Source organism: Marinitoga sp. 1155 (genome assembly GCF_001021175.1).
In the GTDB taxonomy this organism is placed as follows: Bacteria; Thermotogota; Thermotogae; order Petrotogales; family Petrotogaceae; genus Marinitoga.
Genome location: NZ_AZAX01000021.1, coordinates 59,634 through 78,201, shown reverse-complemented (window position 1 = coordinate 78,201; position 18,568 = coordinate 59,634). Strand labels below are relative to the sequence as shown.

Sequence of the window (18,568 nt, the reverse complement as noted above, 5' to 3'; positions counted from 1 at the left end):
CCAACCTTACTGGTTGGCATTGGTCGGGGCGACTGGACTTGAACCAGCGACCTTTTGCGCCCCATGCAAACGCGCTCCCATCTGCGCCACGCCCCGATATCGCGAGTATTATACCATAATTATATTATTTAGTCAATACTTTATTATTGACTTTTAGTTACCTATATTATATAATTTTAGATGTTCTAAATTATTATTAGGCTGTCTAAAAAGTCTCAAATGAAACGAAGGCTCGAAGATTGCCCTTACACGCTACCGCGGGTATAGGATAAAAGATTTTTATTATATAATTATAAATCCTTTTCCCTTAGATTTTTTATATTAAAAAATCTAAGCGTGAATGTAAGCCGTCAAAATTACATGGATGTAATTTTGAGCGAAACAATACACGATGTATTGTTTGAGCGACGGCTGAGAATGAATAATTTTAAGGATTAGCAATCGAGCTGTCTGAGTGAATTTGACTTTTTAGACAATCTAAATTATTATTGGAGTGGATATTATGAACAAATATTTTTATGAATTCAAAATGAAAGCATTACAACATATTTTACTTCCTATTATTTTCCTAACTTTTTTATACATTACATATGGTGTTGTTATTCAAGGATTCCTTTCTGTAGAATTACAAAATTTTTTTAATATTTCCTCAAAATTTTTATCTTTATTGAATATTCCAGTTTTTGCTGGCATGTGCCTGGGAATTTATATATCCACCCATAAAATCAAATATAAAAAAAGCACTTATTTTTTATTAATCGTTTCTGTTTTAATAAACATATTTATTTTCTTTTCAAAAAATATATTTTATTTTTCTATAATTAGATTTATTACAGGTATTGGGTTTGGATATTTATTTGGTTATATAAATTTTTATTACCATTATTATAAATCTAAACATAATATTACCAGCTTCGCTTTAGAAAGCGGAAGAACTTCAGGAATTATTTCTGCTGCATTTTTTTCTTATTATTTCGTACAAATTTTAGGCTGGAAATTCGCTTTTTTTTCACTTATAAATGGTGTCTTTATAATTATCAGTATAAATTTTTTACCAAATATTCGTCATAACAAACATATTTCTTTAGATAATTTTTCAATAAAAAAGAAAGCATTATCCATATTGTTTATGACTATTTACTTAATTATTGGAAGCAGTTATTATATTTTTATAATAAACATTAAATATATTTTAATGACTATTTTCAAAGACATCTCAATTTCAAATTTATATTTAATTCTTTTTTCTGGTTTTTTTGTATTTAGTTTTATTGTTTCGGCTTTTTTATATAATAAGTTTGATATGAGAAATACCCTCTTTACCCTGATTTTCTTACTAATGTTTATTAGCTTTTTAAGCTTGTTTACATTTTTCAAAAATCAATTGATATTTTTTATACTATTAAATATAACAATTCAAAATATAATATGGAATGCAACTATATTATATAGTGTGTCTTTTTTTAATGTAAATGAATATTATTTTATAATAAAACATATGTTTTTTATGATTTCTATTGGAGGAATTTTAGCCTCTATATTTTCTTTTTTATTACATAAAAATCTTATTTATAATATTTTCTCATTTACAATATTTTCTTATTTTATCTTTCTTATAATAATATTTATATTACCCAAAAATTATAACAGGCACAATCATTTCATGAAATGATAATCCTCCATGTTTTCCTTTTAAATGCACAAAAGAGCCACCATACTTATAAACAAAACTATAATTACTTTTTGATATCATTACATAATCCCCAACCCTTTCTTTATATTTATTGTTTAGTTTTGCTCCAAACAAATTTATTTTTTCTGCCTCTTCTATATCTATAAGATTACCAAAGTCTTTATATTTTGAATTAAAAAATTCATAAAAGAATTTTTTATTTTTTGTATAAAAATACATCATTCTCATTTCACCACCTGGCGGAATCCATAAATATTTGGAGATTTCGCTCTCATTTGAAAATCTTATCTCCTTAATCAAAGGCGTTTCGAGCATTCCATGATCTGCTGTAATTATAATAATTGTATCATCACGTATTTTTTTATCCATTTTACTCAAAAATTCATCTTCAAACATTTTTAAAAACCAGTATATTTGTGTTTTATATTTAATATCTTTTGCCCCATATTTATGACCAATACCATCAACATAACCATAATATGCAAATTGAAATGATTTATAGCCTGTATTATGAAAACTTTCAAGCTTATCTAAAACCATACCAAACATTTCAACTAAAGATTTGTACCCTTTTATATTACTTCCTTTATTATGAATTTTACTCAATCCGCTATTTACAATATCTGAATGTGTATGGGTAAATGTTTTTACCTCTAATTTTTCTAAAATTTCATCAATCGTTTTTACTTCTAATAAATCATTTACCAAAAATGGCTCAAATGCCCCCTTTCCTCCGACTAATGGAGAAAAATCTATCATATTAACTAAAGATCCTAATTCTTTTAAAAATAACGTATATCCTAAAATCCCATGATCCGCAGGAGCTTGTGCCGTCATCAGTGTTGTAATTGCATTGGCTGTTGTTGAAGGAAATACAGACGTTGCCGGAAAAAATTGATTCTTTGTTAAATATTTGAATTCATCTTTCTTTTCTCTTAAGACTAATTTAAATGTATTATAACTCATTGCGTCAACTAAAAATAAAACTATATGTTTTTTATTTTTATGAGGTATTGGATATGGTTTATAAAAAGGAATTCCATCAAAATTATAAATAACCCAATTAATTATATTTAAAATAGAATACTCTTGATAATGAGGCAATATCCCTAATCCCTCAACTTTATTTTCATATATTTTTTTTAAAATGTTTTCCCACATTTATATCACCACTTTCAAAGATTAATATTTTATTGAAAAATATGTATATCCTTTTGGAGAAACATTATCTTCAATAATATTTTCAACATAAGAAAATCCATTGCCTTTAATTATGTATTGTTTTAAATTTTCTATGTTTTCAATATTTCCTTCAGCCCATATTTCAACACTACCATCTGACATGTTCATTACATATCCGTTTATATCTAATGATTTTGCAATCTTATTAATAAACCATCTAAAGCCAACTCCCTGAACTCTACCATATACTCTGTATTTTTTTGCAAACATTTCCATCCTCCTAAAGAATAATATTTATAATTATTTTACCATTTTTAATATTAAAACGTCAAATTTTAGTTTTTTTCTGGTATACTATAAATAAGAAAATAAAATTTTGAAAGGGGGAAGTTTTTAAATATGAAAATAAAAACTTATCTTTTAAGTATGTTCTTAATAATATCTATTTTTGTGGTAGCAAATCAATCTCTTTTTATCAATAGTTATGAGGAAGGTATTAGTTTGATTAATTTTGAGAACCCATTGAAACCTAAATTAATTGCCTCATATCCAAACATTTTTAATATAAAAAATTTACCACTATTCTTCGATTCTAAAGTTACAGCTTTTTTTTCAAATAATGATTTTATGGTTATTGGCTTAAAGTCTAATAAAATCTATTTTATTAATTTAAAAATCAATAAATTTCAGATTTTTACTCTTAAAAATTTTCCAACCCAAATTAAACAATACGAAAATATTATTTATGTTTCTGTATATAATAATGAAATTATTCCATTTAAAATAAGTGGAAATAAAGTGGTAAAAGCTTTTAGAATTAATTCAATAGGTGAAACTTATGATTTTTCATTTTCAGAAAATTATTTATATGTTGCTGATGGTATAAAAGGCCTAGCCATTTATTCAAAATCTGGAAATTCTTATAAATATATGAGACATTTAAAAACAGGTGGAGATGTTCAAAAAATTTATATTGATGGTTCATACCTTTATACTTTAGATGGAGCAAAAGGAATTTCTATATTTGATATATCTTTTAAATTACTTCCTTTTTTAGTTAAAACCGTTGATACTGGAGGCGGAGCTAATGCTATTTTAAAATATGGAAATTATTTATATGTAACTGATAGATGGTACGGATTAGAAGTGTTTAATTTAAAAGATATAAACAAACCTGCTAAAAATAAAAATGATAAAATAAAGCCAATTTTTCAATATTATACTTTAAATACACCTATTGATCTAAAAATGATAAATAACAATTATTTAATAGTTACTGACGACTGGGGAGGATTGGAAATTTTTAATATTTCTAATCCTCAAAAGCCAGAATTGGTAAAAATATTTAATAATCATACTGATCTCCAAGGTTTGTACATAAAAGATAATTATTTATATGCTGCTGATAGAAAAGATGGATTGATAATTTTTGATATTAGTAACCCTGAAAATCCCAAAGAACTTTCTTCAAGAAAAACTTTAAATTTAAAATTATTGCCAAAAAAATTGGAAAAAACCTTAAACGATGCTGTAAGTGTATTTGCGCATAACAATTATGCATACATTGCAGATAGGCAAAACGGATTTACTATTTTTGATATATCCAATATGAAAAATTTGAAATTATTATCAAATTATGTGGATGTTAAAGAAGGCAATAATGTTATTCTGGGTTATACTAATAATTTTATAGTTGAAAATAATTTAGCATTTATTGCCGATGGTTATAAGGATTTAGTAATATTAGATATTACAAACAAAAATAAGCCAAAAATTCTTTCTATAAATAGAGTAATTGGTAGAACCATGGATTTAGCCAAAAAAGATAAATATATTTTCCTTTCTACAGACGATGTTGGATTTGAAACTTTTAAATTAGATAATGGAAACGTAAAACATTTACTACCAAAATTTAGAATCAATGGATTTGCAAAAGATATTGAAATTTATAAAAACAAGGCTTATCTGGCTGTAGATTGGAAATATACAGTTTTAAAAAATAAAACTGTTCCTGTTGGAGAACCCGGAATTTATATAATAAATATAAAAGATCCTGAAAATCCATCAATTGAAAACGTTATAAAAATAAACGATAAGGGTATATTAAAAGTACGCATCTTTAAAGATTTAGGATTTGCAGCTTTAGGTGAAAATGGATTTGCAATTTTTGATACTAATAATGGAAAAATTTTATCAATTATTGATACACCCGGAAACACTAAAGATTTATATGTAAAAAACAACTATTTATATGTTGCTGATGGAAAAAACGGATTGATGATTTTTAACATTCAAAATCCTGAAAAACCTATTTTTGTAAAAAAATTATTCTGGATGACTTTTGGCAATTTTTAAGTCAAATTTTTATAAAATTACATAAAATAATAATATGATTTGTTAAATGAAACTACTTAATTTTATATAGTTGGTTTAAACTAAAAGGAGGTTTTTCGATGTCGAATTCCGTTGTTTTATTTGAAAATGATAACCATAAATTTATCTATTTAGGTGTAGAAATAAATAATCTTGAAGGTATTTTTACCAATCAATTTTTAATTATTCATAATGATGAAGGTGTTTTATTAGATCCAGGTGGTGTTCATGTTTTCCCAAGAGTACTGGCAAATGTTTCCGAACATATATCCACTGATAAGATAAAAGCAATATTTTATACACATCAAGATCCTGATGTGTCGTCTGGTATTGCTTTATGGAGTTCTACTTTAGATAATGTAAAAATTTATATTTCTGCATTATGGGAAAGATTTTTGCCACATTTTGGAGTTTTTGATTCTTCCAATCTTGTTCCTATTAAAGATAAAGGAGGAGAAATTAAATTTTCAGATGGTTATTCGTTAAAAATTATTCCTGCTCATTTTTTACATTCACTTGGTAATTTTACCTTATATGATCCAATTTCAAAAATATTATTTTCAGGTGATATTGGTGTCGGTGTTGTCCAACCATCCGAAGATAAAATATTTGTTGAAAATTTTAATGAATATAAACAATATATGGAAGGATTTCATAAAAGATATATGTCTTCGAATATTGCCGCAAAAAAATGGATTGAGATAGTCTCAAAATTTGATGTAGAAATGATGACTCCTCAACATGGTTTATTGTTCAAAAGAAATGAGTATAATCAATTTTTAAATTGGTTTAAAGATTTAAAATGCGGTATTGACATTATAAATGAGATATATTAGGATGTGGTAAAGTGAAAAAGGATAACTTTAAAAATGAGTACTTTAAAAAAGTCATAGAAAAAATCGCAGAAAGTATATATCACGAAAACATCCTCACTTCCTTTATTGAAAATCTGGATGAAGTAATTGGCGAAAGATTTGAAAACGCGGAACAATTGACTAAAAAAGTGGGGAATAAAATTATCGAATCTATCGATAATACTGAAGCAATTACTAAAGAAATAGAAGAAATGACAATAAAGAGCGAAAATGAAAAGGATAAAATATCCATTTTAAATAAAAACATCATCGAAAAACTGAGTACAATTGGCGATAATTTAAATGACGTTAAAAATGATGTTAACGAGTCAATTAATATGGTTTCTGATGCTTTGAGTAATTTTGACGAAGTTATTGGAATAACAAAAAATATAAATAAAATTGCAAGAAAAACTAATATGCTTTCAATAAATGCATCTATTGAAGCAGCAAAAGCAAAAGAACACGGAAGAGGATTTGCCGTAGTTGCAGAAGAAATACAAAAATTATCCACTGAAACAAATGAAAGTGCAAAAAAAATAAATGAAAAAATTAATATTTTATCTTATGAAATAAAAAATGTGTTAGAGAAAATAAATTATATATCAGAACTTTTTAACATTATAGCTGAGGTTACAGAGAGTTCTTTAGAGATACTTGAAAAAAATGAAAGTTTCCTTGATGAATTAATAGATTCTCTTCATTCTAATTCTGTTTTGTTGGAAAATAATCTCGGAAATTTATCTATGTCAAAAGAAGAAATGTTGGAGTTAATAAATACAATTTCAACATTAAATTCTGTAATTAAAAATGTGTTAAATATGCAAAAAAAGATAAAAGATATAAAAATATAATTATAAATATAAAAAAACATAGCAGGTATTCCTGCTATGTTTTTTTATATTATTATGTTTTTCATTATATTTGCTAATTCTATAAATGATTCTTTTAATGATGCTCCACCAACCAGTCCACCATCTATATTTGGTTTTGTAAATAATCCGAAATAATTATCAGGTTTCACACTTCCCCCATATAATATTGTTATGGACTCTGCAGTTTCTAAATCGTATATTTCTGATAACAACTCCCTAATATATGCATGAACTTCTTCAGCCTGTTCTGGTGTTGCAACCTTTCCAGTACCAATTGCCCAAACTGGTTCATAAGCAATGATTATTTTTTGAACTTCACCTTTATCTAATCCGTATAATCCTTCTTTTATTTGTTTTTCAATAACATTAAAGGTTAATCCTTTTTCTCTTTCTTCAAGCTTCTCTCCAATACAGAAAATAGGTGTCAATCCCTTTTCCAATGCTTTTTTTATCTTTTTATTTATTATCTCATCTGTTTCTCCAAAAATATTTCTTCTTTCTGAATGGCCTAATATTACAAATTCAACACCTATAGATTTTAACATCCCTGCCGAAATTTCTCCTGTATATGCTCCAGAATTTTCAAAATACATATTTTGTGCAGATACTTTTATATTAGTACTTGAAGTCAAATCAACAGCTTTTTCTAATGCTAAAAATGTTGGCGCAATTATAATGTCAAATTTCTTTTCCTTGCCTATATTTGCTGTCAATTTTGAAATGAATTCAGCTGCTTCTAAATTGGTTTTATTCATTTTCCAGTTCCCAGCTAATATATATCTTCTTTTATTTATTTTTTTTTTAGATGCAATACTTGCTATTCCTGGTAATTCTTTTCCTTCTAAAAATTCTAATGATGCACCACCACCAGTTGATACATGAGATACTTTTCTTTCCAAACCAAACAATTCAATGGCAGCTGCACTGTCTCCACCACCAATAATTGTAATAGCACCTTCTTCAGTAATATCTGCAACCATATTAGCAACTTCTTTAGTTCCAGTTGCAAAATCTTCTATTTCAAATACACCCATTGGTCCATTCCATACAACAGTTTTTGCACCTGCTAATTTATCTTTAAATAATTTAATGCTATCTGGTCCTATATCTAAGCCCATCCATCCTTCTTCTATTCCATCTTCAATTTTTGCAATTTTCTTTTCAACACCAGCTTCTAATTTTTGAGCAATTATAGCATCAACTGGTAATACTAATTCAACACCTTTTTCCTTCGCCTTTTCTAACAATTCCTTTGCAAGATCAACTTTATCTTCTTCAAATCTCGAAGAGCCTATTTCTTTTCCTAATGCTTTTAAAAATGTAAACATCATGGCTCCACCAATTAATATTTTATCAGCTTTATCCAATAAGTTATTTATAACTCCAATTTTATCTGAAACTTTAGCTCCTCCTAAAATTACAATATATGGTTTTTCAGGACTAGATGTAGCTTTCGATAAAAATTTTATTTCCTTTTCCATTAAGAATCCTGCAACACTTGGTATAAATTGAGCAATTCCAACATTTGAAGCATGTGCTCTGTGCGCAGTACCAAATGCATCATTTACATGAATATCTGCTAAATTAGCCCATTCTCTGGCTAATTCTAAATCATTTTTCGTCTCACCTTTCATATATCTTGTGTTTTCTAATAATAATACTTCTCCTTCTTTTAATTCATTAACAGCATTTTTAACCTTTTCTCCAATTACTTCAGGAACAAATTTCACTTCTTGATTTAGTAGTTCAGATAATCTATCTGCTACTGGTTTTAGAGAAAACTCTGGTTTAGGTTCTCCTTTTGGTCTTCCTAAATGAGACAATAATATAACCTTCGCACCTTCATTCAACACATGTTTTATAGTGGGTAATGCTGCTTTTATTCTTTTATCATTTGTTATTACACCATCTTTCATTGGAACATTAAAATCTACTCTCATAATCACTTTTTTATCTTTTAAATCTATATCTTTTATTGTCATTTTTTCCATTATACTCTCCCCCTTTTTCATATTTTTAAAAAGGGGACTTAACAGCCCCCTATTTTAGTAATTTATATTAATTCTGCTAATCTTTCTGCTAAATCCACAACTCTTGCAGAATATCCATATTCATTATCATACCACGAAGCTACTTTTACTAATGTACCATCCATAACTTTTGTCAATGTTGCATCAAAAATTCCCGAAAATGTTGTTCCAATAATATCAGAAGAAACAATCATATCTTCATTATATCCTAAAATACCTTTTAAGTATGTTTCTGAAGCCTCTTTCATTACCGCATTTATTTCTTCTGCTGTTGTTTCTTTTTCAACAACTACTGTTAAATCTGTAATTGAACCGTCTGGAGTTGGAACTCTCATAGCAATACCATCCAATTTTCCTTTTAATTCTGGAATAACTACACCTACAGCTTTAGCTGCACCTGTTGTTGTCGGTATAATATTCACAGCTGCTGCTCTTGCTCTTCTTAAATCACTATGAGGCAAGTCCAATACTCTCTGGTCATTTGTAAAAGAATGAACTGTTGTCAATAACCCCGTTTTAACACCAAATTTTTCATTTAATACTTTAATTACTGGAGCTATTGAATTTGTTGTACAGGATGCGTTTGAAACAACTACATGTTCTTTTGATAACAATTCATCATTTACTCCTAGCACAACTGTTAAATCAACTTCTCCTTTTGCTGGAGCAGTAATTAAAACTTTTTTAGCCCCTGCTTCTATGTGTGGCATAGCTTTTTCTTTATTTCTAAAAACACCTGTTGATTCAATAACAATATCTACTCCTAAATCTTTCCATGGTAAATTTGCAGGATTCTTTTCAGCAAATACTTTTATTTCTTTTCCATTTACAACAAAACCATCTTCTGAAACTTCCACAGTTCCATCAAATTTCCCATGAACACTATCATATTTTAACAGGTGAGCCAATGTTTTTGGATCTGTCAAATCGTTAATAGCCACAACTTCAAAATTTTCTCTTTTCATCATTTCTCTAAATACTACTCTCCCAATTCTCCCAAAACCGTTAATAGCAATCTTAATAGCCATAATAAGAACACCTCCTGAATTTATAGTAAATTTGAATTTTGTTATTTTTTTCTCTAAGTATATTATAGTTCTCTTATTTGAAATTAATATTTTACTATTATAAATTTTTATCGATAATTATATTTAATTAATGTTAATTATAGCCCTAAATTCAATCCACCTAAATATTTTTGGGAAATTTTTTCTGTTTCTTCTTCTTTAAACTTTTTTGCTTTTTCTAAAGCTTCATTGGCTGCAGCAATGATCATATCTTTTATTATTTCAAATTCTTCATCTTCAAGTTCATCTGAAATTTCAATATCTTTTATTCTTAAATCTCCTGAAACTATAACTTTTACCACCCCACCACCACTTGTTGCTTCAAAATCTTTTAAAGATAATTCATTTTCAAACTTTTTCATTTCTTGCTCCATTAATTCTTGTGTTTTTTGTGCTTCTTGCATCAATTTCATTATATCATTCTTTTTTCCTCCAGAACCTTTTAAACTTCTTCCACCTAATCCTCTAATCTTTTTCGCCATTTCTTTCCCCTCGCTTTTCAATTTATTTTAAATATTTTATTCTAGTTTTATCAGTTATATTATATCATAAATCTCAAATTTTAATGATTATGTTTAAATAAATTAAAAATTCTCACTTTTTAGTGTGAAATTTTTTTCATATTATGTACAAAAGCAGACTATATAAAAAGTTACCTTTTATATAAAATTGTCTTATTTTCGTAACTTTGAATTAATATATCTAAGATATAATAATTTTGAAATCCCCATCCCCCGATTCCATATAGATATATGGTTTCATAAAAGCTCCGGAGGAATCCGGAGCTTTTATTTTTATAATTCTATATTTTCTCTATTTTCTTCAGTAATTTCTATAATAGGCAAATCTTTTAAAAAGTAATACCTTTCATGAAAAAATAATCTTATTATCCCTATAAAATTTCTACTTTCCTCTATAATTCTTTCTAATTCATTCAAATATGGTACATACTTCTCTTCCAAAAAGCCTATTTCATCAACAACAAAAAAATCTGGAAATGTTATTTTCTTTAATTCGTATGTTATCAATTCAAATCCAGCATAATTTATACTCATACCAAGTAATGTTTTTTCTCCTATAATATATTTTTTATTCGAATTCAACAAATATGCATACAGATATTTATCACTTTTTTTTGTAAATATGCCGTATTTTATATTATATTTATTTATTGCTTTATTTAAAATGGTACTTTTACCTATTCCCATTTTTCCTGTTAAAAGCAATTTCATAAAATCACCCAATAATAAAACTTAATATAGCAGTAAAAATAGTATAATATCCAAAATATTTGAGTTTCCCATTAATTACAGTCTTTTTTAATATATATAAACCAAAAACCCCAAAAATAAATGTTGAAATTCCAGAATATATAACAGGCATAGTAAAGGTTACTTTATTTATTTCCAATAGTCCAGCTCCAAAAGTAACAGGCAAACTCATTAAAAATGAATATTTTAATGCATCTTCTTTCTTTATGTTTAATATTAAGGCGCCAAATAATGTAAAACCGCTTCTGGAAATTCCAGGGAAAATAGCCGCCGCTTGAAATAACCCGATAATTATTGCATCAATATAACTAATATCAATTAAATTTTTATTGCCTTTAAATTTATCAGACAAAATCATAGCTATAGATGTAAATAGAAAAAATAATCCCACAATTTTTAAAGATGAAAAAGCTTCACTTATTTGATCTTCAAATAAAATACCTATAATTGCAGCAGGAATAGTAGACACAATTATTTTCAAAGCAAGGTTCCATGCCTCTTTATCGAGTGTGAAAATTCCTTTTAATATAAACCATACTTCTTTATATACAAATAGCAATACAGCAAAAAATGTCATTAAATGTAAAAAAGCAAAAAACGAAACATTAGGATTAAAATTTATCAATTTCGAGAACAATGCAAGATGCCCCGAACTTGAAACTGGTAAAAATTCTGTTAATCCTTGAATAACACCTAAAATAATCTCATTCATGTTTCCACCCCTATTCATTTAATATTTTTTCCAAATATTTTGATAAAAAAATACCCATTATAAAAAATATGTAAGTTAATATTTTGGAAGTTATAGGAAAAATAACAAATAATCCTGCCAATGTTAATCCAATTAAAAAAGACATAACTTTTTCATGAAATTTTTTCATTAGCTCATCCAATAACTTTATAATAAAAATCAACCCTAAAAAGATACCAAGCGCTACAGGAATCAATATATCAAAATCAAAATTAGAAACAGCATTTATAACCGGTTTATATAACCCCATAATCAAAAGCATGGATGATCCACTTACTCCAGGTAAAACCATTACAGATACCGCAATAATACCTCCAAACATTAAATACCAAAAACTTATTTTTCCAGTTGTTAATTCAATAGATTTAGTAAAACTTAAAAAGAAATATGCAATAATGAAAGTAATAATTATAATAGTATAATTTTCTCTTTTTTTAAAATTTATTTGATTGGATAAATAAATAAGCCCTCCTATTATTAATCCAGCAAAGATACCATAAGAATACTCTGGATATTTGTTAAACAAATATGATAAAAATTTCGATAAGAATATTATAGATGTTCCCATACCAATGATTAAAGAAAGAATCACTTTCAGCGACTCTTTTGACCATCTTAATGATATAATATCTGATGCTGATTTTAAAACAATTTCATATCTTCCAGATATGGCCGCTATAGTACCTCCACTAATTCCCGGCAATAATTCTGCAATCCCCATTATTAAACCAAGTATAAAATCCCGCAATATTTACACCTCCATTTGTCTGTGAAGAATAGACTTTTTACGCCATAATATTATACAATAAAATCACATTTTTTATATTAATTTTTTTTACTTTTGAATAAATTTTATGTATTTAAAGTGATCAGATAAGAGTTTTTAGAATAAAAAAGAAATTATCTGAATAACTTTGTTTTTTTAGACAACATGATATATCAAACTGATTTATAATTTTAACATAAGTTTAACTATTGTTTTGGTGAAATATGATAAAATAATTCGGAAAGGGTCTAAGGTCTTAAACCCGAAAAGGTACCTTAGCCCATTATTACTATTTCAAGAGGAGGTGACCATATGTACGCTATCATTGAAGTTGGCGGAAAGCAATATAAAGTAGAAGAAGGCATGGAACTTTACACAGAAAAATTAAACGGATATGAAGAAGGCGCAGAAGTTGTATTGGATAAGGTTTTATTTGTAAAAGGCGATTCTGCTAAAGTTGGAAAACCTTATGTTGAAAATGCTAAAGTTGTTGCTGAGGTCGTTAAACATGGTAAAGACAAAAAAATATTAGTTGTAAAGTTTCAGGGAAGAAAAAACTATAGAAGAAAAAAAGGACATCGCCAACATTTTACAACTTTAAAAATTAAAAAAATCGAAGCATGATATTATGATTAATATCATATTCAATTTAAAAAAAAATTATGTTGAAATTGATGGACATGCAGATTTTGATGAATACGGTAAAGATATACTATGTAGTGCAGTTAGCACTTTAACACAATTTGTTGCTGAAATTATAAAGAATGAAAAAATCGGAAATTATAAAAAGAGAGATGGATACTTAAAAATCAAATGGAAAAATAATGAATTGTCCGATAAATTAGTAAAATATTTACACGATGCTTTAAAAAGTCTTGAGGAGAGTTATCCATATAACTTGAAGGTGGAGGTGAATAAATAATGAAAATAGATCTTCAACTCTTTTCATCTAAAAAGAGTGGAGGTACTGCAAAAAATGGAAGAGATTCTAATCCAAAGTACCTCGGTGTAAAAAAGGGAGACGGTCAAAAAGTAATACCTGGAAATATAATTGTTAGACAAAGAGGTACTCATTTTCATCCAGGCAATAATGTAGGAATGGGTAAAGACCATACAATATATTCTAAAATAGAAGGTTATGTAAAATTCGAAAGAAGAAATAACAGAAGATTAATTAGTGTATATCCCGAAAGATGAGTTGGTGATAATATGAGCCGTGTAAAAATTTTATCCACGGCAGGAATATTGGGAGCTTTATCCGTACTTTTAATGTTTTTAGAATTTCCAATATTTCCTTTTGCAAGTTTTTTAAAATTTGATCCAAGTGCTTTATTAATTATATCTTCGCTTCTTTTATTTAATTGGCAGACTGCCTTATTTTCATTAATTACCAAAGATTTAGTATTTTATTTTGTTAAATCTGGTGATTTAATAGGAGTTTCAATGGATTTTGTCGCAATTCTGACATTTATAACTATATTAACTTTATTAAAGATAAATATAAATAAATATATAAAATACGTAATATCTTCTTTTATTGTTGGAATTGTGATGGTATTGATGAATATGGCTATTATACCGCTTTATTTTAAAATGAGTTTTAGTGAGGCAGCAAAGTATTTTGGATTATCATCATGGACTTTAGCTATAACTATAATATCTTTTAATTTGATAAAATTTATTATAGACGCTATTTTAGGTGACTTGTTATATAAAAGAATTAAGAACTTTTTTTCCTAAGAAAGGAGGACAGTAAAATGGCTTCAATAATGACTCAAAAGAGTTATTTAGCAAAAAATGAAGAAGTAGAAAGAAAATGGTATGTTGTTGATGCAACAGGAAAATCTTTGGGTAGATTAGCTTCTCAGATAGCAAGAGTATTACAGGGAAAACACAAACCAACTTATACACCACATGTTGATACAGGTGATTATGTAATAGTGATTAATGCTGAGAAAATTATATTGACAGGAAAGAAATGGACACAAAAGAAATATTACAGACATACTGGTTATCCAGGTGGAATAAAGGAGCAAACAGCTAAAGAAATATTAGAAAAATATCCTGAAAGATTGATAGAAAAAGCAGTTAAAGGTATGCTTCCAAAAACAACATTAGGAAGACATATGTTTAAAAAATTAAAGGTTTATTCTGGTTCTAATCACCCTCATGAAGCACAAAAACCAGAAAAGTTGGAATTATAAGGAGGGAATAATGCATGGCTGAATTTATAGATTATTACGGCACAGGTAGGAGAAAAGCTTCTATCGCAAGAGTACATTTAAGACCAGGTGACGGTAAAGTAAGGGTAAACAAAAAAGAATTTGAAAACTTGACACAATATTTCAATAATAATCCAGTTTGGTCAAAACACGCTTTAGAACCTTTAGCAGTTACTGAAAATGAAGGAAAATTTGATTTGGTTATAACTGTTGAAGGTGGCGGAATGAACGGTCAGGCTGGTGCTATTAGACTGGGAATTGCGAGAGCTTTATTAGAATATGATGAAAATTTAAGACCTGTATTAAGAAAATATGGTTTATTAACGAGAGATCCAAGAGAAGTAGAAAGAAAGAAATACGGTTTAAAGAAAGCAAGAAGAGCTCCACAATTCTCAAAGAGATGATTTTTGTTTTTATACAAAAGTATTGCATAATGAGGGAACGATATTCGTTCCCATCTTTTTGCTATATGGAGATGATGTCTTGATACCAAAAGAAATTATTGATGAAATTAATTCAAGATTGAGTATTAAAGATATAGTGGGCAGCTATCTTTCCTTAAAAAAAACAGGAAAGAATTATACTGCTCTATGTCCATTTCATCCTGAAGACACTCCATCTTTTTTTATTTTCCCGGCAACAAATACATTTCATTGTTTTGGCTGCGGGGCTCATGGAGACCCTATTAACTTTATTCAAAAATATGAACAATTAAATTTTATAGATGCTGTAAAAAAAGCTGCTGTTATGGCTGGAATTGATATCTCTAAATATTTTAAAAATAGAGAACTTCCTATTGAATTACAAATTTTTGAAAATTATCATAAAAAATATAAAGAGTTATTATTAAATCTTCCTAATTCACATTTAGCCTGGAAATATTTATTAGGTAGAGGTATAAATAAAGATTATGCTGAAAAATTTGAATTAGGATTCTCAAACGGAACATTAAAATCGTCAATTCTCGATGATTTTGATTTACCTGTTTCTCTTGGAAACGAATTAGGAATACTTAGAAAAGATAAAACGGAAATATTTAAAAATAGAATTATTATTCCTATTAAAGATGATTTTGGAAGAATTGTTGGCTTTGCTGGTAGGACAATAAATAATGAATCTCCAAAATATTTAAATAGTCCTGAAAATAAATTTTTTCAAAAATCTAAAATTCTATATTTATATAATAAAGCTAAAAACATAATAAAAAGAGAAAAATATGCTATATTAGTAGAAGGATATTTTGATGCAATAAATATGCATATAAATGGCTTTGAAAACTCCATTGCTATTTTAGGTTCAGCTTTTACAGCAAATCATGCAAAAAAACTTATAAAATTAACAGATAAAATAATTACAATGTTTGACATGGATGAAGCTGGACAAAAAGCTACTTTAAGATCATTGGATTATCTATTATCCTATGGTTTTCAAGTCGCAATTTCTCAATATAATGCAAAAGATCCAGATGAATTAATAAAGAAATCCGGTGAAACTGGGGTGTTAAATGCCTTAGAAAAATCAAAAAAATTTTATGATTTTATTCCTGAATATTACAAAGATAAGTATAATATAAACGACGAATTTGGTATAGAACAATATCTTGAAAAAATGGCTGAATGGTATCTTAAATTTCAAAAATCAAAACATGCTGTTATTCTGGATACGTTTATTAAAAGAATTTCATTAATTCTTTTAAAACCAGAAAACAATATAAAAAAAGCTATTGAAAATATAATAAAATATAAAAAATTGAATAGAAAAATCATACCATATACACCAAAAGATGAAAATATATCTGATGCTTATTCCAAAAAAGCTGGAGAATTAGATAAGCAATTAATATGGTTATGGATTAAACATAAAAGATTTAGAGAAAAAATAAAAGAAAAATTATCATCAAAAGATTTTGAAACTTTAGGAAAAGAGTTTTTCGAACTAATTGAAAGTGGCTACGATTTATCTGAAATTTTGGAAAATGGTAGCGAAGATTTAATAGATTTAATAAAACTTGTATGGAATTTTGATTATGAATTAGAACCTGAAAGTATTTTTTTAAGTCTAATACAATCAGTAGATAAAATTAGAAAAGAAAAACAAATAAAAAAATTGAGAAAAAAATTAAATGCTACTACAGATCCAACTGAAAAAAAAGATTTAATGAGAGAAATATTCGAGATACTCGCTAGCCTTAAAAAGCGAGGAGGTGTTTTTTAATGGCAGATAAAGATTTAATGAAGGCTATAAAAGATATAGGAGATTTGGAAATTGGAAATATTGATAAATCACAGGAATATGTTGAAGTGAAAAAGAAAAAAAGAAAAAGTTATAAACCACCTAAACCATTTGAAAAAATTATAAAAGAGTTAGTAAAAAAAGCAAAAAAGAATAATATGATATTAACATATGAAGACATTGATAAAACTCTTCCATCTGAATTAGATACAGAATTAATAGAAAAAGTGTATGAATCTTTAGAAAAAGAAGGTATCGTTGTAGATGATGGTTCTCAATTAGACGAAAATAGTATTCATGAAATTGAAGAAATAATAGAATCTGAAGGTACTGCTACCATAGAATTAATGGACTATTTAGAAGATGGTGTAACTCAAGTATTTGATAATATGTCTTTAAAAGATCCTATAAAAGTTTATTTGAAAGAAATTGGAAAAATTAAATTATTAACACCACAAAGAGAAAGAAGATTAGCTAAAAGAGCTCATGAAGGGAATAAAAAAGCAAGAGACGAATTAATAAGAGCTAATTTAAGACTTGTTATATCAATTGCAAAAAAATACGTTGGTAGAGGTTTATCGTTTCTTGATCTAATTCAAGAAGGAAATATCGGACTGATTAAAGCCGTTAATAAATTTGATTATAAAAAAGGGTTTAAATTCAGTACATATGCAACATGGTGGATAAGACAAGCTATTACACGTGCAATTGCTGACCAGGCAAGAACTATAAGAATACCTGTACATATGGTTGAAACAATTAATAAATTCAATAAAATAATAAGGGAATATTTGCAGGAGTATGGCGAATACCCTTCACCTGAAAAACTTGCAGAATTAACCGGCAAACCAGTTGAAAAAGTTAATGAAATATTATTAACAGCAAGAGAAACTATATCTGCAGACTCACCTTTAGGCTCTTCTGACGAAGATGATTCTACAATAGGTGATTTCATAGCCGATGATTCACTTGATAAACCATCTGAAGTTGCAATGAAAATGCTATTAAGAGAAGAATTAGAAAAAATATTGGACACATTACAACCAAGAGAAGCAATGGTATTAAAGATGAGATATGGACTACTCGATGGAAAAGTAAAAACACTTGAAGAAGTAGGTCAATATTTTAACGTAACAAGAGAAAGAATTAGACAAATAGAAGTTAAAGCTTTAAGAAAATTAAGACACCCCAGCAGAAGTGCTCAACTTAAAGAATTAAGCTCAATGCTTGGAAAAGAATTATAACTGGGGGA

At 27.3% G+C, this 18,568-nt stretch carries 19 protein-coding genes and 1 tRNA gene; 11 read left to right on the top strand and 9 right to left on the bottom strand.

Translation table 11 applies throughout. From position 1 onward, the window contains the following. Positions 1 to 20: 20 nt before the first annotated feature. The 3 genes from X274_RS07410 to X274_RS07395 form a co-directional block, all read right to left on the bottom strand. Positions 21 to 96: transfer RNA gene (locus tag X274_RS07410), tRNA-Pro, on the bottom strand. Between the two features lie 1,534 nt (positions 97 to 1,630). Continuing rightward, positions 1,631 to 2,854 carry an alkaline phosphatase family protein gene (locus tag X274_RS07400; protein WP_047266183.1) on the bottom strand — a complete coding sequence of 408 codons (1,224 nt, stop codon included), beginning with the start codon at positions 2,852 to 2,854 and terminating at the stop codon, positions 1,631 to 1,633. Positions 2,855 to 2,875: 21 nt separating this feature from the next. Next, positions 2,876 to 3,145, bottom strand: coding sequence for an acylphosphatase (locus tag X274_RS07395; RefSeq protein WP_047266182.1), 270 nt, complete (start codon positions 3,143 to 3,145; stop codon positions 2,876 to 2,878). Between the two features lie 129 nt (positions 3,146 to 3,274). Between X274_RS07395 and X274_RS07390 the strand changes: the two genes are divergently transcribed. The 3 genes from X274_RS07390 to X274_RS07380 all read left to right on the top strand — a co-directional run bounded on the left by X274_RS07390 (position 3,275) and on the right by X274_RS07380 (position 6,956). Beyond that, positions 3,275 to 5,230 (top strand): hypothetical protein, encoded by a 1,956-nt coding sequence (locus X274_RS07390; RefSeq protein WP_047266181.1) that lies wholly within the window; start codon positions 3,275 to 3,277, stop codon positions 5,228 to 5,230. A 98-nt stretch (positions 5,231 to 5,328) separates the two neighbouring features. Further along, positions 5,329 to 6,084, top strand: a complete 756-nt coding sequence (locus X274_RS07385; protein WP_047266180.1) for an MBL fold metallo-hydrolase — start codon at positions 5,329 to 5,331, stop codon at positions 6,082 to 6,084. 11 nt (positions 6,085 to 6,095) lie between these two features. Continuing rightward, positions 6,096 to 6,956: a methyl-accepting chemotaxis protein gene (locus X274_RS07380; RefSeq protein ID WP_047266179.1), complete on the top strand. Its 861-nt coding sequence runs from the start codon at positions 6,096 to 6,098 to the stop codon at positions 6,954 to 6,956. 44 nt (positions 6,957 to 7,000) lie between these two features. Here the strand turns inward: X274_RS07380 and tpiA are convergent, their stop codons facing one another. The 6 genes from tpiA to X274_RS07350 all read right to left on the bottom strand — a co-directional run bounded on the left by tpiA (position 7,001) and on the right by X274_RS07350 (position 12,844). Beyond that, entirely contained in the window at positions 7,001 to 8,968 is a 1,968-nt protein-coding gene (tpiA, locus tag X274_RS07375) for a triose-phosphate isomerase (protein ID WP_047266178.1), read from the bottom strand. A 62-nt stretch (positions 8,969 to 9,030) separates the two neighbouring features. Beyond that, positions 9,031 to 10,035, bottom strand: coding sequence for a type I glyceraldehyde-3-phosphate dehydrogenase (gene gap / locus X274_RS07370; RefSeq protein WP_047266177.1), 1,005 nt, complete (start codon positions 10,033 to 10,035; stop codon positions 9,031 to 9,033). A 137-nt stretch (positions 10,036 to 10,172) separates the two neighbouring features. Beyond that, positions 10,173 to 10,556: a YbaB/EbfC family nucleoid-associated protein gene (locus X274_RS07365; protein ID WP_047266176.1), complete on the bottom strand. Its 384-nt coding sequence runs from the start codon at positions 10,554 to 10,556 to the stop codon at positions 10,173 to 10,175. A gap of 312 nt (positions 10,557 to 10,868) precedes the next feature. Beyond that, positions 10,869 to 11,306, bottom strand: a complete 438-nt coding sequence (locus X274_RS07360) for a nucleoside-triphosphatase (RefSeq protein WP_047266175.1) — start codon at positions 11,304 to 11,306, stop codon at positions 10,869 to 10,871. A gap of 4 nt (positions 11,307 to 11,310) precedes the next feature. Continuing rightward, entirely contained in the window at positions 11,311 to 12,057 is a 747-nt protein-coding gene (locus tag X274_RS07355) for an undecaprenyl-diphosphate phosphatase (protein ID WP_047266174.1), read from the bottom strand. A gap of 10 nt (positions 12,058 to 12,067) precedes the next feature. After that, entirely contained in the window at positions 12,068 to 12,844 is a 777-nt protein-coding gene (locus X274_RS07350; RefSeq protein ID WP_197073335.1) for a DUF368 domain-containing protein, read from the bottom strand. A gap of 330 nt (positions 12,845 to 13,174) precedes the next feature. Between X274_RS07350 and rplU the strand changes: the two genes are divergently transcribed. From rplU to rpoD, 8 genes are all read left to right on the top strand, one after another. Next, a complete protein-coding gene (rplU, locus tag X274_RS07345) occupies positions 13,175 to 13,486 on the top strand; it encodes a 50S ribosomal protein L21 (protein WP_047266173.1) in 312 nt (103 codons plus the stop codon). A 4-nt stretch (positions 13,487 to 13,490) separates the two neighbouring features. Next, positions 13,491 to 13,784: a ribosomal-processing cysteine protease Prp gene (locus X274_RS07340; protein WP_052913238.1), complete on the top strand. Its 294-nt coding sequence runs from the start codon at positions 13,491 to 13,493 to the stop codon at positions 13,782 to 13,784. Beyond that, entirely contained in the window at positions 13,781 to 14,059 is a 279-nt protein-coding gene (rpmA, locus tag X274_RS07335; RefSeq protein ID WP_175419790.1) for a 50S ribosomal protein L27, read from the top strand. The genes X274_RS07340 and rpmA overlap by 4 nt, the downstream gene beginning before the upstream one ends. Before the next feature lie 12 nt (positions 14,060 to 14,071). After that, positions 14,072 to 14,602, top strand: a complete 531-nt coding sequence (locus tag X274_RS07330; RefSeq protein WP_047266171.1) for a hypothetical protein — start codon at positions 14,072 to 14,074, stop codon at positions 14,600 to 14,602. Between the two features lie 17 nt (positions 14,603 to 14,619). Beyond that, complete coding sequence (gene rplM / locus X274_RS07325) at positions 14,620 to 15,066, top strand: 50S ribosomal protein L13 (protein ID WP_047266170.1); 447 nt, start codon at positions 14,620 to 14,622, stop codon at positions 15,064 to 15,066. 14 nt (positions 15,067 to 15,080) lie between these two features. After that, positions 15,081 to 15,488 carry a 30S ribosomal protein S9 gene (gene rpsI / locus X274_RS07320; RefSeq protein ID WP_047266169.1) on the top strand — a complete coding sequence of 136 codons (408 nt, stop codon included), beginning with the start codon at positions 15,081 to 15,083 and terminating at the stop codon, positions 15,486 to 15,488. A 79-nt stretch (positions 15,489 to 15,567) separates the two neighbouring features. Continuing rightward, positions 15,568 to 17,298 (top strand): DNA primase, encoded by a 1,731-nt coding sequence (gene dnaG / locus X274_RS11625; RefSeq protein WP_052913237.1) that lies wholly within the window; start codon positions 15,568 to 15,570, stop codon positions 17,296 to 17,298. After that, positions 17,298 to 18,560: an RNA polymerase sigma factor RpoD gene (gene rpoD / locus X274_RS07310; protein WP_047266168.1), complete on the top strand. Its 1,263-nt coding sequence runs from the start codon at positions 17,298 to 17,300 to the stop codon at positions 18,558 to 18,560. The genes dnaG and rpoD overlap by 1 nt, the downstream gene beginning before the upstream one ends. Positions 18,561 to 18,568: the final 8 nt, after the last annotated feature.